Annotated in this window: 25 protein-coding genes and 1 tRNA gene; 9 read left to right on the top strand and 17 right to left on the bottom strand. The window is 36.1% G+C overall.

Translation table 11 applies throughout. The features are described 5' to 3' along the window. Positions 1-152: 152 nt before the first annotated feature. The 3 genes from AB1444_02900 to nth are packed head-to-tail and all read left to right on the top strand — an operon-like array spanning position 153 to position 1,901. A complete protein-coding gene (locus tag AB1444_02900) occupies positions 153-752 on the top strand; it encodes an XTP/dITP diphosphatase (protein MEW6525597.1) in 600 nt (199 codons plus the stop codon). Then, positions 749-1,279: a tetratricopeptide repeat protein gene (locus AB1444_02895; GenBank protein ID MEW6525596.1), complete on the top strand. Its 531-nt coding sequence runs from the start codon at positions 749-751 to the stop codon at positions 1,277-1,279. Before AB1444_02900 ends, AB1444_02895 begins: the two co-directional genes overlap by 4 nt. Continuing rightward, a complete protein-coding gene (nth, locus tag AB1444_02890; protein MEW6525595.1) occupies positions 1,269-1,901 on the top strand; it encodes an endonuclease III in 633 nt (210 codons plus the stop codon). Before AB1444_02895 ends, nth begins: the two co-directional genes overlap by 11 nt. Here nth and AB1444_02885 read toward each other — a convergent pair. The 10 genes from AB1444_02885 to AB1444_02840 all read right to left on the bottom strand — a co-directional run bounded on the left by AB1444_02885 (position 1,864) and on the right by AB1444_02840 (position 10,954). Further along, on the bottom strand, positions 1,864-2,946 hold the full coding sequence (locus AB1444_02885) for a hypothetical protein (GenBank protein ID MEW6525594.1): 1,083 nt from the start codon (positions 2,944-2,946) through the stop codon (positions 1,864-1,866). The genes nth and AB1444_02885 overlap by 38 nt on opposite strands. A 245-nt stretch (positions 2,947-3,191) precedes the next feature. After that, on the bottom strand, positions 3,192-4,100 hold the full coding sequence (locus AB1444_02880; protein ID MEW6525593.1) for a hypothetical protein: 909 nt from the start codon (positions 4,098-4,100) through the stop codon (positions 3,192-3,194). 122 nt (positions 4,101-4,222) lie between these two features. Further along, positions 4,223-5,098: a peptide chain release factor N(5)-glutamine methyltransferase gene (prmC, locus tag AB1444_02875; protein MEW6525592.1), complete on the bottom strand. Its 876-nt coding sequence runs from the start codon at positions 5,096-5,098 to the stop codon at positions 4,223-4,225. Further along, positions 5,091-6,161, bottom strand: coding sequence for a peptide chain release factor 1 (gene prfA, locus AB1444_02870; GenBank protein ID MEW6525591.1), 1,071 nt, complete (start codon positions 6,159-6,161; stop codon positions 5,091-5,093). Before prfA ends, prmC begins: the two co-directional genes overlap by 8 nt. A gap of 61 nt (positions 6,162-6,222) precedes the next feature. Beyond that, positions 6,223-6,296, bottom strand: a tRNA-Arg gene (locus tag AB1444_02865). Further along, positions 6,297-6,941 (bottom strand): Crp/Fnr family transcriptional regulator, encoded by a 645-nt coding sequence (locus tag AB1444_02860; GenBank protein MEW6525590.1) that lies wholly within the window; start codon positions 6,939-6,941, stop codon positions 6,297-6,299. A gap of 9 nt (positions 6,942-6,950) precedes the next feature. Then, positions 6,951-8,102, bottom strand: coding sequence for a tetratricopeptide repeat protein (locus AB1444_02855; GenBank protein MEW6525589.1), 1,152 nt, complete (start codon positions 8,100-8,102; stop codon positions 6,951-6,953). Positions 8,103-8,119: 17 nt separating this feature from the next. Then, entirely contained in the window at positions 8,120-9,337 is a 1,218-nt protein-coding gene (locus AB1444_02850) for an amidohydrolase family protein (GenBank protein MEW6525588.1), read from the bottom strand. 283 nt (positions 9,338-9,620) lie between these two features. After that, positions 9,621-10,613 (bottom strand): glycerophosphodiester phosphodiesterase family protein, encoded by a 993-nt coding sequence (locus AB1444_02845; GenBank protein MEW6525587.1) that lies wholly within the window; start codon positions 10,611-10,613, stop codon positions 9,621-9,623. A 59-nt stretch (positions 10,614-10,672) separates the two neighbouring features. Further along, on the bottom strand, positions 10,673-10,954 hold the full coding sequence (locus AB1444_02840) for a hypothetical protein (protein MEW6525586.1): 282 nt from the start codon (positions 10,952-10,954) through the stop codon (positions 10,673-10,675). Positions 10,955-11,313: 359 nt separating this feature from the next. Between AB1444_02840 and AB1444_02835 the strand changes: the two genes are divergently transcribed. After that, a complete protein-coding gene (locus tag AB1444_02835) occupies positions 11,314-11,703 on the top strand; it encodes a hypothetical protein (GenBank protein MEW6525585.1) in 390 nt (129 codons plus the stop codon). Here the strand turns inward: AB1444_02835 and AB1444_02830 are convergent, their stop codons facing one another. Beyond that, positions 11,704-13,167 carry an adenylate/guanylate cyclase domain-containing protein gene (locus AB1444_02830; GenBank protein ID MEW6525584.1) on the bottom strand — a complete coding sequence of 488 codons (1,464 nt, stop codon included), beginning with the start codon at positions 13,165-13,167 and terminating at the stop codon, positions 11,704-11,706. A 382-nt stretch (positions 13,168-13,549) separates the two neighbouring features. On the opposite strand from AB1444_02830, the gene AB1444_02825 reads away from it, so the two are divergent. Further along, positions 13,550-14,398, top strand: coding sequence for a flagellin (locus AB1444_02825; GenBank protein MEW6525583.1), 849 nt, complete (start codon positions 13,550-13,552; stop codon positions 14,396-14,398). A gap of 123 nt (positions 14,399-14,521) precedes the next feature. On the opposite strand, the gene AB1444_02820 is transcribed toward AB1444_02825, so the two are convergent. Next, a complete protein-coding gene (locus AB1444_02820; protein MEW6525582.1) occupies positions 14,522-15,493 on the bottom strand; it encodes a lysophospholipase in 972 nt (323 codons plus the stop codon). Between the two features lie 217 nt (positions 15,494-15,710). Between AB1444_02820 and AB1444_02815 the strand changes: the two genes are divergently transcribed. Then, the gene (locus AB1444_02815) at positions 15,711-16,700 is read left to right on the top strand and encodes a potassium channel protein (GenBank protein ID MEW6525581.1); all 990 of its coding nucleotides are present in this window, start codon (positions 15,711-15,713) and stop codon (positions 16,698-16,700) included. Between the two features lie 3 nt (positions 16,701-16,703). Here the strand turns inward: AB1444_02815 and AB1444_02810 are convergent, their stop codons facing one another. From AB1444_02810 to AB1444_02790, 5 genes are all read right to left on the bottom strand, one after another. Continuing rightward, on the bottom strand, positions 16,704-18,560 hold the full coding sequence (locus AB1444_02810; protein MEW6525580.1) for a response regulator: 1,857 nt from the start codon (positions 18,558-18,560) through the stop codon (positions 16,704-16,706). 86 nt (positions 18,561-18,646) lie between these two features. Beyond that, the gene (locus AB1444_02805) at positions 18,647-20,449 is read right to left on the bottom strand and encodes a PDZ domain-containing protein (protein MEW6525579.1); all 1,803 of its coding nucleotides are present in this window, start codon (positions 20,447-20,449) and stop codon (positions 18,647-18,649) included. Between the two features lie 15 nt (positions 20,450-20,464). After that, positions 20,465-21,037: a hypothetical protein gene (locus AB1444_02800; GenBank protein MEW6525578.1), complete on the bottom strand. Its 573-nt coding sequence runs from the start codon at positions 21,035-21,037 to the stop codon at positions 20,465-20,467. A gap of 124 nt (positions 21,038-21,161) precedes the next feature. After that, positions 21,162-22,175 carry a tRNA 2-selenouridine(34) synthase MnmH gene (mnmH, locus tag AB1444_02795; GenBank protein ID MEW6525577.1) on the bottom strand — a complete coding sequence of 338 codons (1,014 nt, stop codon included), beginning with the start codon at positions 22,173-22,175 and terminating at the stop codon, positions 21,162-21,164. A 16-nt stretch (positions 22,176-22,191) separates the two neighbouring features. Beyond that, entirely contained in the window at positions 22,192-22,848 is a 657-nt protein-coding gene (locus tag AB1444_02790; GenBank protein MEW6525576.1) for a hypothetical protein, read from the bottom strand. 171 nt (positions 22,849-23,019) lie between these two features. Here AB1444_02790 and AB1444_02785 point away from each other — a divergent pair, with 171 nt between their 5' ends. From AB1444_02785 to AB1444_02775, 3 genes are all read left to right on the top strand, one after another. Then, positions 23,020-23,829, top strand: coding sequence for a hypothetical protein (locus AB1444_02785; GenBank protein MEW6525575.1), 810 nt, complete (start codon positions 23,020-23,022; stop codon positions 23,827-23,829). A 6-nt stretch (positions 23,830-23,835) separates the two neighbouring features. Then, entirely contained in the window at positions 23,836-24,396 is a 561-nt protein-coding gene (locus AB1444_02780) for an STAS domain-containing protein (protein ID MEW6525574.1), read from the top strand. 169 nt (positions 24,397-24,565) lie between these two features. After that, entirely contained in the window at positions 24,566-25,099 is a 534-nt protein-coding gene (locus AB1444_02775; protein MEW6525573.1) for a hypothetical protein, read from the top strand. Positions 25,100-25,103: the final 4 nt, after the last annotated feature.

The raw sequence follows: 25,103 nt of genomic DNA, 5'->3' as shown, positions 1-25,103 counted from the left end.
CGCCGCCGAAGGCGGCGGGGGTGTACAGTATATTCATTATGAAATTATTTTAAGGAATTATTACTTATTTTATTATAACATTTAATGGATAATTAAAAATTTCATGTAAGGAACACAATCACTTAATGGTTCTTATAGGAGTATTAAAAAATATGGAGATAGTAGTTGCAACGCGTAATAAAGGAAAAATGAAAGAAATACTTTCTTTTAGTCTTTCTTCAGTAGTATTTACTTCACTTGAAAAGTATCCCGAAATTGGTGAAATAGAAGAAACTGGCTCAACTTTTACAGATAATGCATTAATCAAGGCGCGGCATGTATGTCATGTTACCGGTTTGCCTGCTCTTGCAGATGATTCAGGGCTTGTAGTTGATGCTTTGAATGGTGAGCCCGGAGTGTATTCAGCAAGATTTGGTAATCTTACAACAGATGAAGAGAGGTACATGCTTTTATTACAAAAAATGCGTGATGTGCCCGATGACAGGCGCCAGGCACGCTTTGTATGTGTTATGGCTCTGGTCTTTCCCGATGGCAGAGAATATATAGAAGAAGGTGTCTGTGAAGGTGTTATTGCAAAAGAACCAGCAGGTGAAAATGGTTTTGGGTATGATCCTGTTTTCTATATTCCAGAATTGGGAAAGACTATGGCACAGTTACCTCTGAATATAAAGAATACAATTAGCCATAGAGCACGAGCTTTGCAAAAGGTTAAACACCTGTTAGAAAATATTGTAGGTGAAAAAACAATATGAAAAAATATATACCATTGATACTATTCATGACAGGTATCCTGCTTTTCTATTGCTCATCCGTGCAACACGGTACACATAAAAAGCTCTGGCGGTTTAATGACCCATATATAAATCAGACAATTATCAATGCCTGGGAAAATGTATATAAGCGCCGATATGAATGGGCTGCACTTGATTTTACACGGCTTATACAGAAAAACTACATTGATTATGATATCCTGTTTGGAGCAGGACTATCATATTATTTTATGAATGAAAGTAACAAAGCTATGGACTATCTTACACAGGCTATCGAAAAAAATCCCCATCACTTTGAAGCATATTATTTCAGGGCAAAGCTTTTCCTGAGCCAGGGTGCACATGCAAAGGCAAAACAGGATCTGGAAGCTATTTTGTACATGGAATATGATGAACCACTGATCTGTGGATATTATTTTACTAATGATGATATTGCTGATATCCATGTATTAGAGTCCAGGCAAAAAGAAGCTCAATCACTTCTTATGGCGATAGTTCATGATAGATAAAGCAACCTCAAAAAAAATCATTAATCGTTTGAAGAAGCAGTATCAGGTTTCTGCACCATTGCGCTTTACCAATCTATACCAGTTGTGTATTGCAGTGGTGTTGTCTGCTCAGACAACTGATAATCAGGTAAACAGGGTAACTCCCTTGCTGTTTAAAAAATATCCTGATTTTAATTCACTGGCACAGGCTGACATCGGGGATGTTGAGGAAATTATAAAATCAACAGGTTTCTATCACAATAAGGCAAAACATATTGTGGCATTATCAAGAACTATCGTACATGAATTTAATGGAGTTGTACCTGACACACGAGAGGCATTAATGCGCCTGCCGGGCGTGGGAAGAAAATCCGCCAATGTGATATTGGCCTTTGGCTTTGGGATTCCTGCAATACCCGTTGATACCCATGTGGCTCGTGTTGCTGGTAGAATAGGGTATGCAGATAGCACAAAACCCATTGCTATTGAAATGGCGCTGATGGAAAGTATCATGCAATCAGATTGGATTACAGCACATTTGCTATTCATCTATCATGGAAGGACAATATGCTATGCACGAAATCCTGAATGCAGCAGATGCCCCATTATTTCATATTGCCTCTTTGAAAATAAAAATCTTTAAAAGCTTTTAAAACCTGTGGGTCATTAGTTGGCAGGTTGTACTCGGCAGAAGGATTTTTACCTGTTATCTGTACCAGTGTACTATAAGCAGTGGTAGCTAATGTTGTATTTGTGTCGGCACAGTAGGGCAGTAAAACAGGCAGATATATAATTTTTTTGTGAAATCCCATTACACTCATTATCCAGATTTTTAATGAAACATTTCCTTTCTCAAACGTCAGTATAATTGTTTTTTCATTACCATCAGCAAATCGTGCAGCCAGACGCGCCAGGTGGCCAGCGGATTGTAATTGTTCATCGTGTTTGAATGATATAGTATATGCGTAATCAATAATTGAATTAAATGGTATGATAATGCTTTTCTTTACTAGTATTGAAGCAACTTCATCTGCCATCTGTATATGTTCAGAAAATAGGAGCTTGATCCACTCTTCATCAGTAAAATGAACAGGTAAATCCAATGCTTGAGAATACATGATAAACAACTGATAATCTTTATACTGGCGTTTTGTCAGAACATATTGTTTAAGTTCATTAATCCTAAATGGTATTCCGTAGCGAAGCAGTTTGAATTGTATTTCTTTTTTAATGGATTCATGTTTAACAGTAGAATACAAAAAAATATAGGTCCCGATAGTTCCTGAAAAAAGTATGCCCGCGGTTGCTATAGCAATTAAAATGAGTTGAGGGAAATGTAAATGAAAGTATTCAAACAACAATACCCCTGTAAGTACAGATAGCTTTAAAAGTTTAACAAATACTATACCAGTACCTGCTATGATGTTGGTATAAATTATTTTATCCACAAAATAAAACGCTATAGATCCCCCAATAAATAATGGTATTGCAATAGTAGGTTTTATCTTATATCGAAGTACACCAAAAAGAATTAATGAATAAAAAATAATATTGGTATAGCGTCCATCTAATATCCCAATGTAAGCAGTATATGGCCAGCTACTGTTATTGATATTGTCTATTAATGTATGAAGGGTTGCAATGAAATATATAAGTAAAAAAGGCATAACCCTTGATTCTAAAAACATAATGAGGTTTGCAAACTTTGGGAAACGGTTCCTGTATAAAGGAGTGTAACGTTTAAAATCTATTTGTGTATAATTGAATATACATAAAAAAGAAAACAAAAAAGAGTATGACCTGACAATAATATCAATACCATACCAGTTAAAATATAATTTTGAATATAAATTATATACTAATAGAATGACTAAAAGTATTATAAAAAGTCCCATGCGCTTGAGTTGTTCGGATGTTATTATCATATACAATATTATAGAGTATTTTTTAAGCGGTCATAAGAAATATAATGTTCTTCTATCCCATATCCTTTTTTATTGGTGCCTATGACGGTAAAATCTGAAAAACTTACTACATGAATGTGAGATTTTTTAGCCTTTTTTGGAACATCTATTACCTGAGTTTTAATTGGCTTTGAAACAATTAAATCAATATCATCCTGAGCATCTTTATAGGTAAATTCAGATGATTCCAGCTGTGCATTTTTTATTGATAAATATTCAAGTTCAACCAGTACAAGTGCCAGATTACCATTTTTTCGGGAGATACAGCCATAAGAATAGCTCACCCCATTATATTCAATGTATCGGAATGCAATAGTCTGGTCACGGAAATGGACAATAACTCTGCTGTCACAATTAATCAGGGTATATGGGTATAAACCCCATGTATGTTCCTTAAATCCAATACAATCAAAATTTTTTTTGATAATTTTTGATTTGGCATGTACCTCAACAGATACTTTTGCTTTGCAACGGGTAAAGTAGCTGGCGATCATATTTTCAAAACTTTCTGTGGATGGTTTTTTATTATGCAGTAATTCATAATAGGGGAAGTGATCAAATAAAGATATGCTGGCACTAAGATTGGGATCTTTATAAACAAGCTTGCTTTCTCGTAAAGGTTGGATAATAGTATATTTGCACCGCGGGGTACCAAAGGATTTTTTTGGTACGGTATTTTGTATACACTGGCTGCCTGTCACAAAAACGTCAAAGAAGTTGATTAGTGAATAAATCCCCATTTCCCTACTGTGAGGATCCCATGTTATATTTGAAAAGCTATACCATTTATCGCGCTTACTGATAACATGTATCCTGTATGATTCCACAAAATCTGGTACATTGCTATCATGGAACAACTCCTCTCTGCTATTAATCATGCAGTGTGCTTCCCCTTTTTTCTGGAATGCTCGTTTGGACTAGAATATTCAAATGTCAATGTCAGGGTGCTTATACCATTATTCAGTTATTAGTAATATCGAATAAAATTGTTATAAATTTATTATAATTTCTTATATGTTGATATTTTTTCTTTTTTCAAAATAGCGATGCGAGGTAATCCTGAATAATCTTTAAGTATTGAAAGTGAAAAGTTAAACAATGGGGCAAAATTTTGTATTTTTGATAATTGATCATCTCCTATTTCTATAATAAGAATGCCATTATCAGAAAGATAATTATTTGCTTTTTCAATGAGTGATTTAATAATGCCAAATCCATTATCAGGTGCAAGCAAGGCTTCCTTTGGTTCGTAATGGACATCCTTTTGCAGTTGAGTATATATATCAGGGTTGATATATGGTGGATTGCTAACAATTACATCAAATGTCATTGCTGGTATTGAGTCAAACAGATCACTTTGTAAAAAATTAATTTTATTCTTACCAAGTATTGTGACAGCATTATGTTTAGCTACTTTAAGAGCATCTTTTGAAATATCTGTAGCCCATACGGAGCAGTCGGGCCTGTTATATTTAATGGCAATAGCTATTGCTCCGCTTCCGGTTCCGATATCCAAAATGGTTGCATATTGTCTGGCATGATAAATTGCACAATCAACCAGAAGTTCAGTTTCAGGGCGTGGTATAAGGACATGCCTGTTAACGTTCAATGGCAATGAGTAAAATTCCTTGTAACCTACAATATAGGCAATGGGTTCACTTTTTAATCTGCGTGAAAGGAGCCGTTTAAACTTTGTTAAAGTTTTTTTATCAATTAAAGTATTATGGTATATAACTAGTTTATGGCGGTCAATACCCAATGCATGTGCCATAAGAATTTCAGCATCTAATACTGGTGTTGCTGAAATGGATTCAAGAAGTCTTGAGGCATCAGTTATAATGTGGATGGTAGAATAGTTATTAAAGACATCAGACATGAGAAGCTTTCAGTAATTTCTCCATTTCATTTTCCCGCAATGGGATAATAATTTTATCAAGTTCACCATCAAGCACAGATTCCAAGTCATAGATGGTAAGATTTATTCTATGATCAGTGACCCGTGATTGAGGAAAGTTATAGGTTCGGATGCGCTCACTGCGGTCACCACTTCCTATTTGAGATCGTCTCAATGCTATTTCTTTTTCCATTCGTTCCCGTTCCATCTTTTCAAAAAGCCTGGCACGCAAGACCCTCAAAGCTTTAGCACGGTTTTTATGTTGGGATTTCTCATCCTGGCATGTTACTACAATACCAGTTGGGATATGGGTTATACGGACAGCAGAATCTGTTGTATTGACTGATTGGCCACCATGGCCGGAGGAACGGTAAACATCAATTCGTATATCATCGGGATTGATATCAACTTCGCTTTCCTCCACTTCGGGAAGAACTGCTACGGTAACAGCAGATGTGTGAATTCTGCCACCGGATTCAGTAACAGGTATTCGCTGAACCCTGTGAACACCAGATTCAAATTTTAAACAGCTATATGCCTCTGCTCCACTAATGGAAAAAATGACTTCTTTAAATCCACCTAATTCTGTCTGATTGGCGTCTATGGGTTCAACCTTCCACCCTTTAAGGTCAGCATACCGGATATACATTCTATAGAGATCCGCTACAAACAATGAAGCTTCATCGCCGCCTGTGCCAGCCCTAATTTCAACAATAATATCTTTGCCTTCATGAGGGTCCTGGGGTAACAGCATTTGAGTAATTTGCTCTTCAATTTCATGAAGTTTAGATTCAAGTTTAGGGATTTCCTCCTCAAGTAAAGATATCATTTCCTGGTCTTTTTCTGACTTTAAGGCAGTCTTAGTATCATCAATTTCTTTTTTTATTCGTATATATTCATTATATTTTTGAACTACTGGTGTAAGCTTAGCATGTTCTTTTGTCAGTGATTTGAATAAACTTTGATCACTGACGGTTTTTGGGTCAGCCATAGCTTGTTCAATTTCGTTGTAACGATTAATAATTTGTTGCAAACGTTCTTCCATAGTCAATGCCTCTTTTAAAAAAAACAGCGGGGTAGCCCGCTAGTGTACGTGTTATAATTTTTGCTCCCGAGAGGACTCGAACCTCTGACACATAGTTTAGGAAACTACTGCTCTATCCTCCTGAGCTACGGGAGCTTATGCATACATGCTTTTACGGCGTGAATTAACAAGCCGCTGGAAGTCCCTGATATTCCTGACAACTACTCTATCATTGAATAATTCAATTTTCCCCAATTTATTAAGATGTGTCAATATTTTTTGTACATCATTTATTTGCATACCAGCCCAGTTAGCAATTTCCTGGACGGTTACACGCAAAGTAACTGGTTCCTGAACATCTAAATGGGGGTCCTGTTCAGCTAACATATTCATGACATCCATAACTTTCAACTGTGGGTCATCAAGTAAAAGAATCATAAGTCTTCGTTTAGCGTCATAAATTCGTTTTGAAAAGATAACCAGCAGTTTATACGCAAGCTGAGGATTACCCTGTAATAGTGCATCAAAATTTTCCCTTCTAAACCTGAGTAACTTTACATGATCAATTGCGATAGCCGATGCAGAACGCGGTTCTTCCTCAAGTATTGCCATTTCGCCAAATACATCACCCGGACCAAGTATATCAAGAGTTTTTTCCCGGTTGTTGATGATTTTTACAATCTCCACACGTCCGGATTGAATAAAGTAAAAGTCATTGCCAGGTTCAAATTCGCAGAAGATTATATCGTTGGGCTCGTATTCTACGCCAAATTTGTCAAATAGCTTTTCATCAAGTAACATAGCATACCTTTACCGTGATTCAAGATTTTTTAATCGTCGTGAAGCCTGTTTACCTATTTCCTCCTTGGCTGCCAGAGATATTACTTTCTGATAATATGATTTAGCTTTATCAAATTGTTTCTTTACTTCATAAATCATGGCTAAATGGTACAATGCATTAACATTTAATTCAGATTGAGGGAATTTCTTCATCAACAATGAAAAAGATTCTATGGCTTCATTGTATTGCCCCATTTTAAAATATGTTCTTCCTATTTCAAAGTGGGCTTTCTGAAAAATTTTATTTTCCGCATCATTTTTTAATGACTTCTGGTTTAAGATTTTTTTATAAATTTGTAATGCAGATTCATATTCAGATTGTGAATAGAGGCTCATAGCTTCATAAAACATGGATGATATATCTTCGTGTTTGGGGCTTTCATCGGCAATATCAAAATCTGAACTTGCAGAATTATTTTCACCTAAAAAATCGTCCATTTCATCAACTACTGATTCTTTTGCCGGCATTGAGTCAATATCCTCGTCAAGGGTAAAATCTTTTAATTCCTCGGTGGAAGTTTCAACTTCCTTGCGTTTTACTGGCTGAGGGGCAATATTTGATTCAGCCTGGCCAGAATCAATTTCTCGTATTCGCTTGGTTGCTAAATCTGAGTATTTTGCGTTTGGATAGTAATCGAGGTATTTGTTATATGCGTACCGTGCCTGATTAAAACGGCCCGCTCTATAATAATATTCACCAATTTTAAAAAGCTCCTCTTCAGGATTAATAGTGCTTGTTTCTCCTAATACTTCACGTACTGCTCGTCCAATTCTTCTAAGCTGATTGCTGAAGATGCGGAGCATTTTTAAAACCACATTGACATTCTTTAAAATGAGACGTTCAAAATCAGCAAGTGTCAAGACCAGCACCACTGATTCTTTAATTACCTGTGCAGTTTCTTCACGTGGGTAGCGCCCCAGTGCTGATTTTACACCAAAAAATTCACCCGGTCTAACTTCTTCTTTGACTTCCTCTCCGGTTTCAAGCTTTTGAGAAGTCAAAATTATTAGGCCTGATTTAAGGATATAAATATTTTCACTCTTGTCATTTTCAAAATAAACAATAGAGCCTGGTTTATAGGTTCGTGTGGTAATCCCTTGAGTTGGTGAACCATTTGACATAGAAATCCTCGCACACGTTATATATCAAATTCAACAGGAATAAATGGGAACTCTTTCTTATAACCAACTGCTTTGCTTATTCTTCTCAGTAACCCCAGTAAATCTCCAACAACCAGTTTGTGCCTGTTTCGCAGGATTATTTCCTGGTATTTGACTTTATTGTGGTCAAAAAGTTTTTTATAGGAACTATCGCCATACATTGGTTTTCCATTAATAACCACCAGTGCAATATCTTCAAGCTGAGCGTTTACAACGGCTGAATAAGGATTATCTTCCATACGGGAAATGACAATAAAGTCTGCAACATTGCCCTGTTTTATTGCACCATGGTCATGCAATTTAAAAGCATAGGATGGATTCACCGTGATCATTTTTACTATTGTTTCATCACTGAGATCCTGACCAAACAGCTTTTTGTATAATTTACGGTCAAATTTTATTTCATACAAAAGATTTTCGCCACCAGACATGGGAGAATCAGTGCCTATGCATACATTGACGCCATGTTCCAGCATAAGTTTGACATTTGCTGTACGGTTGAACATATACATGTTGGAATCTCCACACCATACTACCGATGCACCAGCTTTTTTTATACGCTTGATATCATGTTCATTGAACGCTATTCCGTGGATAAGTACGGTGTATTCACCCAGCGCCCCTAAACGCTCCAGGGTATCAATATCGTGGCGAGTTTCATCGTCAAAACCTTCGCCTGAGTGGGTGATGAAGGGTATTTGTTCTTTAGCTGCTTTCTGGTATTCCTGTGTAATGCCATCACCCCAGGCCAATGCAAAAGAAACAACTGCATGAGCCAGCGCATAGTTTTTCAATGCTTTAACAGGGAGTATGTCAATAAATGGCTCATTGACAAAATGAGGTATATGGTCTGAAACGGTTGTTACTCCTGATAAAAGATTGCGATAGCCACCTAAAAGATAAAGGTCACGATTTTCTATCTGCTGACGTTCTTCATATATGGGAGAACTTTTAAGGTCATTATCCCAGGGAAGCCAGTTTTCATAGGGCCCATTGCCAACTTTAGGGTGGTAAGTACCCAGTAAATGGTCATGGCTGTTTATGAGGCCAGGAACAATGATGCCATCAACTTCAATGGAAAAACTGCTATGGCCATTAATTTTATCAATTATCCCGTCACTGACCAGTATACTTGCTTTCTTGACGAACTTATCCGGAGTTAATATTCCTTTACCAGCTATTGACCATTCACTCATTAAACATCTCCTGTTTAGAAGATAAAAATAAAATAGTATTTTTTAAATTATAGTATACTATATTGATAGTCAAGTAAAATGTAATGTGACCCATTACTTTACATATCGGTCATTTAGTAAGCAGCATATAGCTTTTTGTATATGTACTATCACTATTTTCCTTTTATTAAAATACATATACCAGTATGGTGCAAGCTCGTTTAAACTGTTAAAATTAAAAAGTTATCATTAACCTGGTAAGGTTTTTTTCCTAAAAACCCCTTTTAACAATATGAATACCAATTTAATCAATATGTGATACAATCTCCGTAAATGATTTTTTATGTGGCTTTAGATAATATTCCATCAACAATTCACATCTGTCGGTAAAAAAACCGTCTGCACCAAACCAGTCTAAAAGACGATACTGCCATTTTTTATTCACTGTATATATATGAACCAAAAGCCCATTACGGTGTGCTTTGCCGGTTATCCATGGCCAGCCTAAATAGCCTGATGGTCCAATGCCAGCGCATTGTGCCTGTTTTGCTTCAGCGATAAGGGTATCCCAACCTTTATGGTTAACCATTTCCTCATCTATAAGATATATTCGGGGAACCTGTGGTGCTATCTTTTGAAGCAACTGCAAGCTTTCAATTTCAAATGATTGAAATATTACTGGTGCATAGGGGGCATTAATTTTGTTTTCGTTTTTAGCTATATATCCCCGGGTTTGAAGTATATGGACAAGCTGTTCTTCAATTCCGGGGTAATTTTTAGGGCTTTTTGTTTCTATATATAATGGATATAAACCATTATCGGCTTTAGCTATATCTATAACTTCATCAAGTGTCAGTATTTGTGTCCCACTGTATGAATGCTTGGATCGTTCGGGGAAGGATGTATTAAACCATTTTCCTACATCTAATCTTTTTAGTTCTGCTATAGTAAACGTATTGATTGGGTCATTTTCTCTTCCGGGGAAAACATCGGCAACATTTGTTATACGGTTTAATGTATCGTCATGGAATACAATAATAACATCATCCTTGGTTCTTTGTACATCCATTTCTAAATAGTCAGCACCTACATTTTTTGCAATACTATATGAAAAATAGGTTTCTTCTGGTGCCCAGTATGATGCTCCACGGTGAGCAATAACTGTTTTATAGGGTATGTTGGCAGCCTGGCATGCTTTTCTGCCAGCTTGAGGCCGTGCAAGTATGGACACAACTGCATCAAGTACAATGGCAATAATTATAATAGAAACAATAACTATTCCTATGTTACGAATCATTGTATACCTCCGTAGCAATGTTAAATAATCTATAATATATAGTGTTTATATTTCTGATACTATAAACACAATATTTCGTCTTCGGTCAAGTCTTCAACTCTTACAGGATCAATGCCTTTAATGCGTGCAGCCAGTTCTCGAGCAGAGATCTCAGGTAATGTTTGTATTATGCGATACTTATGATCGCGAAGCCATGTGAAAAATTTCCATGCGTAACAGTCAGCGCACATAAGGGCTTTTTGTTTGAAATACTCATCACCAGAATATTGCTCTAAAGCTTTGTGATGGGTACATTTAATGTCGATGCAAAAAGTCCCCGAAATGTACTCTTTTCTTGGCATAAGCACCCCTGAATATAGTATTAGATTTTAATAGCATTGTAAATTATCGTTTTAAAATTGCAAATAAAAAATAAAGGGGTTTCTTTTCCTTATCCTGGTCTTAAGAATGGGATATTTAACAGTAACTATCGCAAAAAGTTAGTGTGTAAATAATGAGTGGTTTCTTTGAATTATTGTGGAGAGTCTGCGTTAATTTATTTTAGTTGCTTTTTTAAGGCAACTATTGGATGATTATAAACACAGACAATGCAGGACGATAGTATCCATATACGGGTACTACCCAAAAGATTCCGAAATTTATTTGGAGGTATCAGGAAAAGATTGATAGCATATAATTTTTTTAATGGGGGAATAGTATAATGAAACGATTAGAAATTTTAAATAATTATTTAGCAACCCATACCGTTCCGGAGTTGGTTGCTAAAAAGCTAGATGCCAATTCGTTTTTGACAAATAATTTTGCCTACCATGCCTTGAGAATTGGCAATTCCATTGGTGATAATCTTGATATTTCAATTGAAATCATAATACTGGATGAGATTGCAAAAAAATATAACCTGATTCTTAACACTACTGAACATGCAGAACTGCATACTCAGGGCATAACAGAGGCGGATCTGGATAGCCTGGTACAGGCAGCAATACTGTTTGAAAATATTAAAAACAATAAAAAGCAATATAAAGAAATTTTACGCAAAATCAGCTACTTTATCAGAAAAGAATTTTATCCGGTTATACATCAGGAGTAATCAGGCTTTACCGGTTATCTGGAAAATGGGAATGGGGTGTTCCTTGCCTTTTACTTTGATAGGTTCAAGTTTTTTACCTTTGAATTTTCTTTTGGTGAGGTTGGTAATAATTTCCTGCGATACCAGTATAGTTTGCGAATCTGCATGGGAGCATAGCCGTGCAGCCAGGTTCACAACATCTCCAATAGATGTAAAATCCATTCGCTCTTTTGAACCCATCCTTCCATGAACTATATCGCCCATGTGAATGCCAATCCCCACAGTAACAGTCAATTTCCCTTCCTTAGCTCGCTTTTTGTTTAGGTTTTCAATAGATTCAATGATATCCACAGCTGCTTCAACGGCACTATCAGCCTTCTTTTTATCTTCAAATACAGCCATTATTTCATCGCCCACAAATTTATCAATGTCACCACCATGCTTCTTGATTATGGAAGCCTGCAAGTCAAGATATTCATTGAGAATTGTTACAACTTCTTCAGGAGGAAGCTTCTCTGACATGGCTGTAAAACCTCTGATATCTGAGAAAAGAAAAGCCATATTTTTCCTTGTCCCACCAAGATCAAGCTCATCGTCTCTTTTTTCACGAATCATGGAGATAGTTGATTCCGAAACAAATTTTTCCATTTTGAGCTTTTCTCGCAGGTGATTGATCATCTCATTAAATTCTTCTGTCAAAATACCAATTTCATCATGAGTGGTTACAGTAAGCCGGGTAGAAAGGTCGCCTTTCTTAACCCGTATAACGCCTGATGTCAATTGCACAATTGGTTCTACCATTTGTCGTGCAATTTTCATTGCGGCATATATGCTCAAAGACAACAGAATAACTGCAACAATGAGCATTACCAGCCGTGCTCTGTGAACCGGGCCAAGAATTGCATCTTCAGTAAATACTATCTCAATAATGCCAATCTTAGCTTTGAAAAACTCAAAAGGTACGCGATACCGGTAACAGACTGTTGGTTTTGAATCAATAGTCAGTTCAATTTTTTCTTTAACTGTAGTATGTATTGATTCAAATTGCTTTAAAAGATCTTTTGAATAGTATTTGCCATGAAGTTTTGCATTGCTATGAGCCGCATAGGTGTACTTATTTTCAGCAATAATTCCCTGGGTATCATAAATGGCAGCATAGACAAATCCTTCAATGTTTGTTTTTGAAAGTCCTTTCACTATGTCCTGTAAAATCATGGAGCGCTTTAATGGTTTTTTTTCTGCAGTTAAAAAACTTTCTGAAGAGGATATATTATAGGCGATAGTCTGGCATAATTTATCGTTGGCTTTTATAAGGGCTCTCTCGGATATACTTATCAACAAAAAGCTTATTACTGCAATTACTATCACCATTACCATGGATACGGTTACAACCCACTTTAACTGAATGCCACCTTTTTTTATGATGTTTGATAGAAAGGGAGTTGATTCAATCAGTGAAAATATTTTATCAGTATGTGTGTTCATATAACCTCTTGATGATTTTCAAATGGAATATTACAGTATACACTATCTACCAAAATATATATATATTCAAGAAAAAGATTTTAAAAAATTTTCACTTTTTATTTCTAATCATTAGTTTATGAAGATACTTCCCAATAATGAGCAATTGTGCAGGCAAAATCAGTATACGTTTATAATGCAGTAATTAATAAGTTTTTAAATATAATGTAAAACAATAAAAACACTATCATACAACAACATATATTGTAATAAACGCCTATAAAAGCTTATAAATGACAATACTGCATCTCAGTCGATTTTTTCAATACGACGAACTTTGGAATGAACTATTTATATAGTTAATGCTATCACGGATGATAGTATATCGTTCAAGGAGGATACCATGATTATAAACCACAACATCAGCGCAATTTTTGCCCACCGAACGCTGAAATTTCACGATTGGGCAATCACCAAGGACATGGAAAAGCTCTCATCAGGGATGCGCATCAACAAAGCAGGTGATGATGCATCAGGATTGGCCGTGTCCGAAAAAATGCGTTCTCAGATTCAGGGATTACGGCAGGCTGAACGCAATACGGAAGACGGTATGTCAATGATTCAGACTGCAGAGGGGTATTTGCAGGAAGTTCATGATATACTGCAAAGAATCAGGGTTTTAGCAGTGCAGTCTGCAAACGGTATCTATACACCTGAAGACAGGCAGCAGATTCAGGTTGAAGTGTCAGAGCTTGTTGATGAAATTGACCGTATTGCATCACAGGCTGAATTCAACAAAATGAAGCTCTTGACTGGTGCTTTTGCACGGCTTCATCCATCAGCTTCAATGTGGTTCCATATGGGACCTAATATGCATCAGCGCGAAAGAGTATTCATTGAAACAATGACTACGGCTGCTTTAGGGTTACGAAATCCTGTAACGCTTACATTTATTTCAATATCCACGCCAGGCAAAGCCAATGCGGTTATTGGGCTGGCTGATGAGGCATTGCGGCAAATTTCAAAACAAAGAGCAGACTTAGGTGCATATTACAATAGGTTAGAACATGCTGCTAAAGGTTTGATGAATGCCTATGAAAATATCCAGGCTTCAGAAAGTCGTATACGTGATACCGATATGGCAGAGCAGATGGCAGAATTTACAAAGAATCAAATACTTACACAGGCTGCTACTGCTATGCTTGCACAGGCAAATACAAAGTCACAAACAGTATTACAACTTTTGAAATAACACTTACGATAGCATCGCAACACCACAGTAAAAAGCCGGGCTCTCCCACCCGGCTTTTTATTTTACACGTTTATTTATATCAAAGCGATAGTTTTATAGAGTAACTTCCAGTTTACTAAATAACTATTTCTTTTTTGCTTTTTTTGCAAGTTTAGATTTGCCCTGAGTTACCTTTTTTGGTTTTGCTTTTTTTGGTGCTTCTTTTTTGACAGGTTTTGATGCTGCTTTTGGTTTGGTTGTGGTGGTTTTTTTTGCATGGGCAACAATCCAGTCAGCAACAACTTTAAGCACTTTTTTGCGTTCAGGTTCAAGTTCATTCATTGTTTCATGATATAAGCCTTCAAAAAGTTTAAGTGTTTTGTCCTTTGAACTGGCTTTCTGATACACAATTTTACTTGCTTCATCTAATACCAGCGCATCTGCAGTACCATGGAATAGTAATAATGGGAGCTTAATCTCTCCACAACGATTGATACATTCATCGATTGTATTCATCATTTCTACATAAAACCGTGGTGTTACTTTGTCATGGACAAGTGGGTCATCTAAATATTTTTTAACCACTTCTTTATCACGGGAGATAGTTGTTGCATCAAGACCCGATGGCATGGTTAATGAAGGAATTCTGGAAGAAAGAAATAGTGCCAGATTCTTTTTCCATGCAGGAACTTTTATAGCCGGGACAAGACCTGGTGAAGAGAGAATGAGTGCATCCAGATCTTCAGCATGGGTAAGTGCATATTTAAGAGCTAACACACCACCCATTGAATGGCCTAACATAATAACCGGCTTATGAGGGTATTTATCCCTGATCATGTTGACAAAGATCTTTAAGTCATAGATATAATCCATAAAACTATCAACATGGCCCCGCTTACCTCCACTTCGGCCAAAACCCCTGTGGTCAAGTCCAAAGATTGCAATACCTTTATTCTGCAAAGCATCAATGAGGTTACCATATCGTCCTGAATGTTCACCCAGGCCATGGACAATAACAAGAACTGCTTTTGGGTTAGCTACTTCCCATTGCTGGAAAAATATTTCTATACCGCCTTTACCAATAAATGTGCCTGTACTGTGTTGAAATGCTGCCATAACATCACCTCTCATTATAAAGTGTATTTTTACTTAAGAAAACATTTGAAAGTCTATTTTATAATATATATACTGTATTTTTAGAAAAGTTATGATAGTATTTAATAAAAATCAAATATAATTTTATTTTTTTAAAAAATTATTTACAATTGTTAATAATTTTACACACTTATTGTAACTTCAGAATAACTACATTAGTAAACATGTAAGGGTTTGTATGGAATTTAAAAAATTGCGAATGGCTTTAATTCTTCTGCTTGGTACTATTGGATTTGGGACTGCAGGGTATTATATATTTGAAGATATGAAACCATTTGATGCCTTTTATATGACCATGATAACCATCAGTACGGTTGGGTTTCAGGAAGTTAAACCATTAACTATATATGGACGCATTATTACCATTACAATCATTTTGAGTGGTGTTTCAATTAGTGCCTATGCTATTGGAACACTGTTACGTATGATTATTGAAGGTGAATTACGAAAAGAATTTGGGAGGAAAAAATTGGAACGACAGATTCAATCATTACAGAACCATTATATCATTTGTGGGTATGGTAGAATAGGAAAACTTATATGCAAAGAGCTATTTGACAGAAAAGTTCCTTTTGTAGTTATTGAGAATAATCCGGCTGCCATTGAAGAACTTGAAAAATTAGGATATCTTTTTGTTGCAATGGATGCTACAAGTGAAGAGGCCTTGCTGAAGGCAGGAATAATGAAAGCCAAAGGGATAGTGACAGCAGTAATGTCTGATGCTGACAATGTGTATATTGTGTTAACTGCTAGAGGTTTACGCAATGATATTTTTATATTATCCCGGGGTTCAGATGAAAAATCTGAGGTTAAGCTTTTGAGAGCAGGTGCAAGCAGGGTTATACTTCCATACAAGATTGGAGGTAAACGTATGGCTGAGGTTTTAACGCGCCCAACGGTAGTTGATTTTTTAGATACTGCTATGATGGATTCAGAGTTAGGGTTGGCAATGGAGGAACTGAAGGTTGGTCATAAATCTCCAATGGTTGGGAAAAGTTTAATAGAAAGCAATTTAAGAAAAGATTATGGGGTAATAATTGTTGCAATAAAAAAGACGCAGGGGAAAATGATATTTAACCCTCAGTCATCAGAAGTTATTGAAGCAGGTGATATTATAGTGGCCTTGGGAAAAAAAGATATGATGGAAAAAATGAGTAATATACTGTGATTATTAAAATGTATGGCGTTTGGACATTTCAGCGGAAATTTCATTAATGAGAACATCTAATTTAAATGGCTTATGCATGTATATATCAATGACATTTTTATAAGCCTTAATATTATTCAGAATCCATCCTGTTAGCAGAACGGTTATTGTTTCTTCTTTTTGTTCTTTTATTTTCGTTAGTAATTCCAGCCCTGTTGTACCGGATAATCCGTAGTCAGCAATAACAATATCAAATTTATTAACCTTGAATGATTCATATGCTTGATCAGCGTTATTAAAAACTGAAACCCTGTTACCAAGTGAATCAAATACTTCATACATGATTTCCTGCAATGCTGGTTCATCCTCCACAATACATATATCCATGTCTCGTAATTTTTTTTGTGGGATTTGCTGTTCTTTATGAGGAAGCGTTGAAACAGTATCTTCAGGAAGGATAATGGTAATTGAGTAATCCTGTAAAGATTCTTCTTCCATCAGTTTTGCATGATTTTGCTCAGCTAATTTTGAAAGGTCAATAGTTGAAATAAATGCAAATTCATCTTTAATGTCAAAGGATTCTTTTTTTGCTTTTATTGCAATTGTTAACGTACTGTTCTTTTTTAACGTTACTTCAACAATACCTTTAGTTGCTATTACTGAAGCAACTTTAAAAATAGTTGCAAGCAGCAAATCCCTGAATATATGGGGATCACCATACATACTGACAAGTGAAAAATATCTCCGCTCAATAGCCACAGATCTTCGTTTTTGGGCTTCTTCAACTTTAAACTGGATTTTTGCAAATTCAATTGCATCTTCAATTGCTTCCACGACATTAATATCACATTTTTCTTCTAGTTTATCTCTGCCAATAAATTCTTCAATACGGCGAATTTGCTGAATACCATCTTCTGCAGATTTAATGATAAGTTTCAGGCCCTCCTGAAATGAAGGCTTTTCAGTAATCTGCAATAGCCACTGGGCTTTATTTAACATTATATTGATTATATTATTGAATGAATGAAGAAATCCCTTTGTCAGGTCACCAATAATATGAAATCTGCTGAGTTGTTGCAACTGATATTCCATACGCTTTATTCTGGTAATATCTTCCAAGATAATCTCAACAATTGGTGGTGTACCTTGAATGTGAACGGGATAACAGGTTGCATTAACCCATCGTTCATCTTTGTCTTTTGTTATAAAGCGTACTTCACCAATTCGTTTGTATCCAATACTTCCCTCAAATATTTGAGATAACGTTAAGCGCATCCGATTAAAATCATAGTGATTTAAAGCGCGATAGAGAAGATTTCTGTTCTTCTTCAAATCTTCTATTTCATAGCCTATAAGTTCCTGTACCGAGGGGCTTGCTTTAACAATATTGCCTGATTGATCAATCTGCAATATTGGAAATGGTGAATATTCATACAGCAATGTTTCGTAATTCTTACTTTCCTGACTGATAATAGTGTCAGTTGATTTATCAAAAGATAGTATTCTTTCATCAACTATCTGTAAAAGTACAAAAAGAGCAACAATGATGGTACCCTGAAATACAGGGAAAATATAGATTTCAGTTGAAACACGCTGGTTGTCTTTATTACGAAAAACTGCAAAACATTGCCTGGATATGCCTTTTAATGCCTTTAAATACGAGGTTGCTAATTGTTTTCGGTATTCTGGATAAAAAGGATGGGTAACATCAAGAGACAGGTTTTTGACATCCACTAGATCAGAAAAAGCACCATTTGAAGCTATAACTTCGCCAGAAACACTTATAACACATGCTGGCAACTGAAACATTAATACCATTTCAGTGGCTGATTGAATGGTCATATCATTTATAGGAACCATGCTATTATGGTTATTTTGCATAGAACACACCATTACTTAATAACCATCTCATGGAGGGTATATTTTTTTGCAATAAAAATATAAAAAATCTATTTACTCAGGAAAGCCTATTGTGGTGTTTCTGAACTCGTATTACCAGGATTGGAGGGCAGAGTGGCATTATATATTTTTTCTGGTGCATTGCCAATAATAACAGGAATTGTCATTTGGGATTTATTGCGAATTACCAGTAATTGTAATGTTTGTCCTATTTGAGAGTTTCTTACTATCTGAACTAAATCTTGTGGTTTTTGAATTGATTTGCCGTCAGCTGCTATTATAACATCATCAGGCTGTATACCTGATTGTGCGGCAGGGCTTTGGGGAATGACTTCATTAACATAAACACCAGAAGAAAAAGAAAGCCCAAGTTCCTGGGCTTTCTCTGGTGTTATGGTTTTTATTTTAGCTCCCAGGTATCCTTTACCCTGGTTTGATTCAATATTTATCCCAAACCGTGAACTTGGTTGAGGGAATATACGTTTATTAAGAAATGTTTTCTTCCCCGATTGGATTTCTACAGTTTCATTTTGTGTTCCTATAATATTCCCCCCATGGTCTACAAATTTTAAAGTAATTGTATATTTACCCGGAGGCAAAAATATACGTGAAAGCTGAAAGTTTTCAGGTAATGTATGCCAGCACCTGAGATCGGGTTTGATTTTAGATAATAACCCTACACCAACACCAGTACCAACTACGGTGCCAATGAGCCCTGCATAACCACCCATTTTTTTGGATTCTTCAGCTAATTTTTTTGCCGCATACCCAGCAGCCACTGCTGCAGCAGCTTTAACTGCAATACCAGCAGCTACTTTGGCATATATGCGTCCATAATCGTCCTCAAGATTTTTTACTGCTGTGGAAGCTACATCCTCCAGCATAATGGAGCGCCCAACATCCTTACCATTTGCATTGACAATAAGGTAATTGATATTATTGCCCCGTTTTACAAATTTTGGTATTGGGTTTTCAGCGTTATGGAGTGCCAGAAGTACCCCTGCAACGGTAACACCTTCAGCTAACGACATCCCATTAAGGGTTACCTGAATTGTTGCTTTCATAGATTGATCCGAAAGAAGTGGTCCGCGTGATTGTTTTATAGCTGCTTTTCCATTCTGGACTATGACGATAAGCTCCCCTGCATTATTGGGAATTGCATCCTGCTTGCCAAATTTGGCAATCCAGCTATTATAGTCTTCCATGTCACCCAACTGTTTTGCAAGCCGTTGTAGGTCACGATATACCATCGTTAAACCGGGGTTGAGTTCATAAATTTGCTTGTACTCAATATAGGCAAATTCGCGGTCATTCATATCATTATCAGCATCAGCAGAAAGTTCAAACGCTATAGCAGTGAGGTATTTTGCCATTACATTTTGTTTATAAGATTTACCGGTTGTTACATTTATATCCCTCAGCATATCATTTACTTTTTTAAACTCAACACGTGCTTCATCCGGTTTTGAGAGCATGAGATAGTTTATGCCAAGGTACATGTGGATCAGTACCCGTTCAAAATCCTCACCATTGTAGTTGGTAGTTGTTTCATTGAGAAGTAATGACGCTGCTTCCTTGCTCAGGCTTACTGTTATCTGGTCACCAATTTTAGCTGCTTCAGTAAAAACTTTGGTACTATTCTCATAATCGCCGGCAACCTGAAGCATCAGACCACATTCCATCATGTAAAGAAGTTGATCCTTTGATTTTTTATTAACCATAGGGAGCAATTTGCGAGCTGCTTCTTTGTATTGCCCCGCATAAAACATTTTTTCAACCTCAGCTATCTGCTTGTTATAATCATAACTGGCGCATGCAGCAACTCCTATAAGTAACATTACAACAAGCAGAGATTTCACTTTACGCATCATAGTAATTCCTCAGTGTTAAAAAGTTATCTTCTTTTTACTGGCAGATTTTAAAAATTCCTGCTGATCCTGCCATTCCACTACTTGCGTTTTCAGGTTAATGAGTTTGAGCGTTACTACAAGGTATTGAACTGATTTACTTCCCACTGTACGTACGTTTTCTCGTACTTCACCGGTTAAATACATATTAGGTGATTTTAATTCGCCAACAGGGATAGCGCTTTCCGGGTCAACCATGCCAGTCATGCCCTTTTCCATTTCGGCGATAGCATCGGCGGTCAATGATTGGTCAACGAATTTTATTCTGCGTTTAATCAGGTTTGTGGTTATTTCATCAGCAAGCATCTGGGTGTCAATATGCTCTGATGTTTTATTTCGTATCTGTTTCACTTCAATAAAAGCAGGTTTTTTCCATTCTTCTTTTAAAAATTTATACATTGATTCAACCATCTTGTTGACCGTCATTTTAATTTCTTTTGGTCCCCATTCTCTTGAGCCTTCAGCTTTACTTGCATCCTGGTACTGAACGCCGCCACCACAGGCAACAAAACCCAAAAGAATTGCTATCATCAATACAGATAATTTTTTCATAACTAATGACCTCCTGCAATTTGTTTTTAGTATTGTGTTATTTGTTTACAATACAGTAATTATGGTGTTTCTATAAGCAATACAAAATTTTACTATTGAAGTCAACAAAAAAAAGATATTATACTCAAAGCATATCTTTAATGAGAGTATCCATCTCAGATGCAGTAGTCACTGGATCCTTGAAAGGAATGTAAGCCAAAAAAGAAATATGCTTTATGCTATATATATATTCAGGGTCATAATGATGCAGTAGCAGAAATTCTATTAGTTCATGTATATTGCCCTGTTTGAAAAGGTGTTTGCAATGGGCAGTTTTTGATTTTCCCATTGTAGGCTGCAATTTGTCTAATATTGGCAATATTACTTCTTCACGTATAAATGGCATGTATTCATCATAAATATTCTGGATTCTTGTTTCCAGTGGGGTTTCAAGCCATATAGCTTTCCCGTTTTGCAATGGATGAAGAACACAATGGGGGATATGGCAGTTGCCAATCTTTCGCGATTCGCCTTCAAAAATACAATACCGCCATTGTTTAATAGTTCGCAGTTTTTGAGCTATCAGGCTCTCAAAATATTTTTGTGTATGATTGGGCATCCCTAAGCTGCCAAAAAGAGAGCTCCGGTTACCTGCGTAATGCTCAAGGTCAATTGCATATGGAATGTTTTTTAGTACTCTCGTTTTACCTGATCCAGCAAGACCATAGAGAGTAAAAACTGGCATGGTAAATGTAAATTCTGTAAGATATTCCCTAACATACAGCCGATATGCTTTATAACCGCCATCAAGCTTATAAAAAGAAAATCCTAAGGAATTGCAGAATGATACAACTGATTCTGAACGCATTCCTCCCCGGTAACAGTAAATGATAACGTGATTTTGTTTTAATGTGGAAAAAAACGATAGCATATCTTTTAGCTTTAATGAGGCAATGCTCACACCTTCCAGAAGAGCTTTTTCCTGGCCATGAGTATGGTATAACGTCCCAATGTATGCTCGTTCAGCATCGTCAAAGAGTGGATAATTATAAGCATAGGGAATGTGATCCCTTGAAAATTCAACTGGAGCACGGACATCAACATAAACGGGATTTTCCCATACAAGGGTTTCCTTATATGAAATAGCAGGTACACTCATTGTTGTTCAATCTAACCTACGACATTGAAACAGTAACTGTGCCTTTTGTAAAAAGTTCATCAATTGCTTTAAATAGTATTTCCATATACTGTGCCATAGATGGTGCAAAAAGTAGAGGGTGAAAATCTTTTTTTGATATTGTGGTACAAATGGTATCTGTTCCGTTAAATGATTCAACTGTCAAAGGGTAATCATTGAAAAAAAGCTCCTTACAGTAATCAAGGGGCACTGCATAAATACTGCTCACCTCATTATCATTAAACGAGTATGAAGAAAGAGGGTTGTTTGAAAAAAGGAGATACACACGCTGGAATTCCCTGTGAAAAAGAATATCATTAATTTCTTCATACCTGTAATAACCTAAATCAATAAGCTGTTTTTCATCAAACGTAATTCCAATTTCTTCATATGCTTCCTTCTGAATTTTATTGCTGGATAGTCCAAAAGGCACATGGCCTCCCACGGTAATGTCTAAATAATCTGGATACATATCTTTGTGTGATGCACGCATCTGAAAGAGTATCTCTTTTTGAGGTTGTGTACGCACCACCCATAAATGTACTCCTTCATGTGCAATACCCTGTTTGTGGGCAATGCTCCTTGCTACAGGATTACCTGTTGGGACTCCCCTCTCCCAATCCCATTCCTCTAAGATTTCTTCCTTGCTTGCCATTGTCTTTTTCTCCAGGGAAAAAATATACATATCAATGCATTATTATCCGATAAATATAAAAATGAGTAGTATCATAGTTCTGCTTTAGTTTGATTGCAATCATAAGCAGATTAACAGTACATCTATAGCATAAAATATTGCAAGGTATTTTAAAAAACATAGTGAATAATTATGCAAAAAGATAAACAAGTACAGTTCCCTTATGCGTTTGTGATGATCCTATTTTTCATTATAGCGACACTAACTTCATCTGGCGCCATTTTTTATAAATACAGGCAACTGGTATCCCAAATAGATGAGTTTACAATCCAGGTAAAAAATGTATCCAAAACGTTAATCACAACATATGCTGATGCTGCAGAGCTGGCATATGCAACCAGGTCATCTTCCCAGTTACTATCGCTCATACAAGAATCAAAAAACATTACAGGAATAAAAGAAGTTTTTTTTGTTTTAGATAATGGCACAATAGTTGCCCATTCTGATAAAGAAAAAGCAAAAGAGCTTAAAGGTAACATTGCCAATGATGAGTTTTATTACAATATCGATATGATTCTCTATCCTCATGTAAAACAATCCCGGGAACTTTTTATCTTTGATTATTTTGTTCCCGACCTGCCTTTGCCATATACTACAATTATCAGAAAGTACATACAGAAGTTTTTATATAAAGATATAAATACCAATAGCTGGCTGGTAACAAAGGCTGTATATTCTAAAGGCAAATCCATAGGCACCATTAACTGTATTATTGTCAAAAGCCCTATTTATGAAATGATAAACAGTAATTATAAGGAATTGTTCTATATGCTCATAATACTGTATGGGGTAGCACTGGTGTTTTCACTATGTACTGGTATTGTTCTATTCATTAAACAAAAAAGGATATTGCTGGAAGTTAAAGAGTTTAGTGCTCCCGTTTGTGACAAACCTGTTCAAATGGGCTCCATAATTAAAGAAGCCATACCGGTGAAGGAGTAGTCTGAAATGTTTATTCAGCATACAGTAAAAGATTCAGTAGCGATAGTAACTGTTGAGGGGTACATTGATCATACTAATGCAGTGCAGTTTGAAGAGTATATTGCAACACTTACGAAAGAATTCACTGCTATAATCATTGATTGTTCGCAGCTGAACTATATCAGTTCAACAGGGTTTGGCGCATTAATATATGCACAACGGGTGGTTGAATCAGGTGGCGGTGTGGTGGTGCTCTGCAATTGTAATAAAGAGATAATGACATTGATTGATATCATTGCGCTTCCGGTAAAACGCTGTAATTCACTGGATGAAGCAATGGAAGCGGTGCATGATACAGATGTAAAAATTATAGAAAAACCAGTTCCACCAAAAGAAAGCCCAATAATAGAAACATATACACAGACAAAACCAGTAGCAAAGACCTCCATGGTGTTTGAACATCCATTGGTTATTGAATGTCCTGACTGTAAAACGATGGTACGGATACATTCACCCGGTAAATTTAAATGCCCCGATTGTGGATTGCAGTTTGCAGTGGATGATGACCAGACTGTTTATTTTAATTAGTAAAATCGTTTCCAGTAGTAAAAGTTTATTGACATTAATGTTATAATTAATGTACATTACTTTAACTGTGTATTATAAACTTTTTAATACACAAGGGTGTAACGACCACAATGATGTTGGTGATTGAGTTACAGGCTAAATAACTTAACATTACTTTTGAGGTTTGATTATGAAAGTTATCCATGTGCTTAAACGAATTGAAATGATAGACCAGGATATTCGTGAACTCAGAAAATTGGAAAAGTCTTTGCAAAGGAATAAATCCTTTACTCAGCCTATATTTATAACCATTGAAAAGCAGATAAACATTTTGTTAGGTGAACGCATAAAACTGTTAGAGTTAAAAATAGCAAATCCACCAGCCAATCTGCAGCCAGAAGAGGAAGAAGTTGGTGAAGCTTTAATCGCTGAACCTAAAAAGAAACCTTCCAGAAAGAAAGAGCAAAAAGAAAATAAAATTAAAGAGACAGCAGTAGAACTGGAAGAACAGGAATTTTCAATGTTAACGCAGGATGACATTGATAGAAAGATTGCAAAGTTACAGCAGGATGATGAAGATAAGGTAAAAAAAGATGAAGACGACACAGCAGTAAAACTACTGGATATAGCATTGGAAAAAGGCACTATTAATAAACAGGAAGTTGAAACCCAGAAAAAGAAAATACGCTTCTTTAAGGATAATTTCCCTGGCGGCGAATATTGATTTT

Source organism: Spirochaetota bacterium (assembly GCA_040756435.1).
In the GTDB taxonomy this organism is placed as follows: Bacteria; Spirochaetota; UBA4802; order UBA4802; family UB4802; genus UBA4802.
The sequence above is the reverse complement of the archived record's forward strand: the minus strand, read 5'-3'. Positions and strand labels throughout refer to the sequence as shown.

What these genes read in the sequence shown, in the direction of transcription:
- AB1444_02900 (MEW6525597.1), top strand. Translation starts at nt 153, where the DNA reads ATGGAGATAGTAGTTGCAACGCGTAATAAAGGAAAAATGAAAGAAATA.
- AB1444_02895 (MEW6525596.1), top strand. Translation starts at nt 749, where the DNA reads ATGAAAAAATATATACCATTGATACTATTCATGACAGGTATCCTGCTT.
- nth (MEW6525595.1), top strand. Translation starts at nt 1,269, where the DNA reads ATGATAGATAAAGCAACCTCAAAAAAAATCATTAATCGTTTGAAGAAG.
- AB1444_02885 (MEW6525594.1), bottom strand. Translation starts at nt 2,946, where the DNA reads ATGTTTTTAGAATCAAGGGTTATGCCTTTTTTACTTATATATTTCATT.
- AB1444_02880 (MEW6525593.1), bottom strand. Translation starts at nt 4,100, where the DNA reads ATGATTAATAGCAGAGAGGAGTTGTTCCATGATAGCAATGTACCAGAT.
- prmC (MEW6525592.1), bottom strand. Translation starts at nt 5,098, where the DNA reads ATGTCTGATGTCTTTAATAACTATTCTACCATCCACATTATAACTGAT.
- prfA (MEW6525591.1), bottom strand. Translation starts at nt 6,161, where the DNA reads ATGGAAGAACGTTTGCAACAAATTATTAATCGTTACAACGAAATTGAA.
- AB1444_02860 (MEW6525590.1), bottom strand. Translation starts at nt 6,941, where the DNA reads ATGTTACTTGATGAAAAGCTATTTGACAAATTTGGCGTAGAATACGAG.
- AB1444_02855 (MEW6525589.1), bottom strand. Translation starts at nt 8,102, where the DNA reads ATGTCAAATGGTTCACCAACTCAAGGGATTACCACACGAACCTATAAA.
- AB1444_02850 (MEW6525588.1), bottom strand. Translation starts at nt 9,337, where the DNA reads ATGAGTGAATGGTCAATAGCTGGTAAAGGAATATTAACTCCGGATAAG.
- AB1444_02845 (MEW6525587.1), bottom strand. Translation starts at nt 10,613, where the DNA reads ATGATTCGTAACATAGGAATAGTTATTGTTTCTATTATAATTATTGCC.
- AB1444_02840 (MEW6525586.1), bottom strand. Translation starts at nt 10,954, where the DNA reads ATGCCAAGAAAAGAGTACATTTCGGGGACTTTTTGCATCGACATTAAA.
- AB1444_02835 (MEW6525585.1), top strand. Translation starts at nt 11,314, where the DNA reads ATGAAACGATTAGAAATTTTAAATAATTATTTAGCAACCCATACCGTT.
- AB1444_02830 (MEW6525584.1), bottom strand. Translation starts at nt 13,167, where the DNA reads ATGAACACACATACTGATAAAATATTTTCACTGATTGAATCAACTCCC.
- AB1444_02825 (MEW6525583.1), top strand. Translation starts at nt 13,550, where the DNA reads ATGATTATAAACCACAACATCAGCGCAATTTTTGCCCACCGAACGCTG.
- AB1444_02820 (MEW6525582.1), bottom strand. Translation starts at nt 15,493, where the DNA reads ATGGCAGCATTTCAACACAGTACAGGCACATTTATTGGTAAAGGCGGT.
- AB1444_02815 (MEW6525581.1), top strand. Translation starts at nt 15,711, where the DNA reads ATGGAATTTAAAAAATTGCGAATGGCTTTAATTCTTCTGCTTGGTACT.
- AB1444_02810 (MEW6525580.1), bottom strand. Translation starts at nt 18,560, where the DNA reads ATGCAAAATAACCATAATAGCATGGTTCCTATAAATGATATGACCATT.
- AB1444_02805 (MEW6525579.1), bottom strand. Translation starts at nt 20,449, where the DNA reads ATGATGCGTAAAGTGAAATCTCTGCTTGTTGTAATGTTACTTATAGGA.
- AB1444_02800 (MEW6525578.1), bottom strand. Translation starts at nt 21,037, where the DNA reads ATGAAAAAATTATCTGTATTGATGATAGCAATTCTTTTGGGTTTTGTT.
- mnmH (MEW6525577.1), bottom strand. Translation starts at nt 22,175, where the DNA reads ATGAGTGTACCTGCTATTTCATATAAGGAAACCCTTGTATGGGAAAAT.
- AB1444_02790 (MEW6525576.1), bottom strand. Translation starts at nt 22,848, where the DNA reads ATGGCAAGCAAGGAAGAAATCTTAGAGGAATGGGATTGGGAGAGGGGA.
- AB1444_02785 (MEW6525575.1), top strand. Translation starts at nt 23,020, where the DNA reads ATGCAAAAAGATAAACAAGTACAGTTCCCTTATGCGTTTGTGATGATC.
- AB1444_02780 (MEW6525574.1), top strand. Translation starts at nt 23,836, where the DNA reads ATGTTTATTCAGCATACAGTAAAAGATTCAGTAGCGATAGTAACTGTT.
- AB1444_02775 (MEW6525573.1), top strand. Translation starts at nt 24,566, where the DNA reads ATGAAAGTTATCCATGTGCTTAAACGAATTGAAATGATAGACCAGGAT.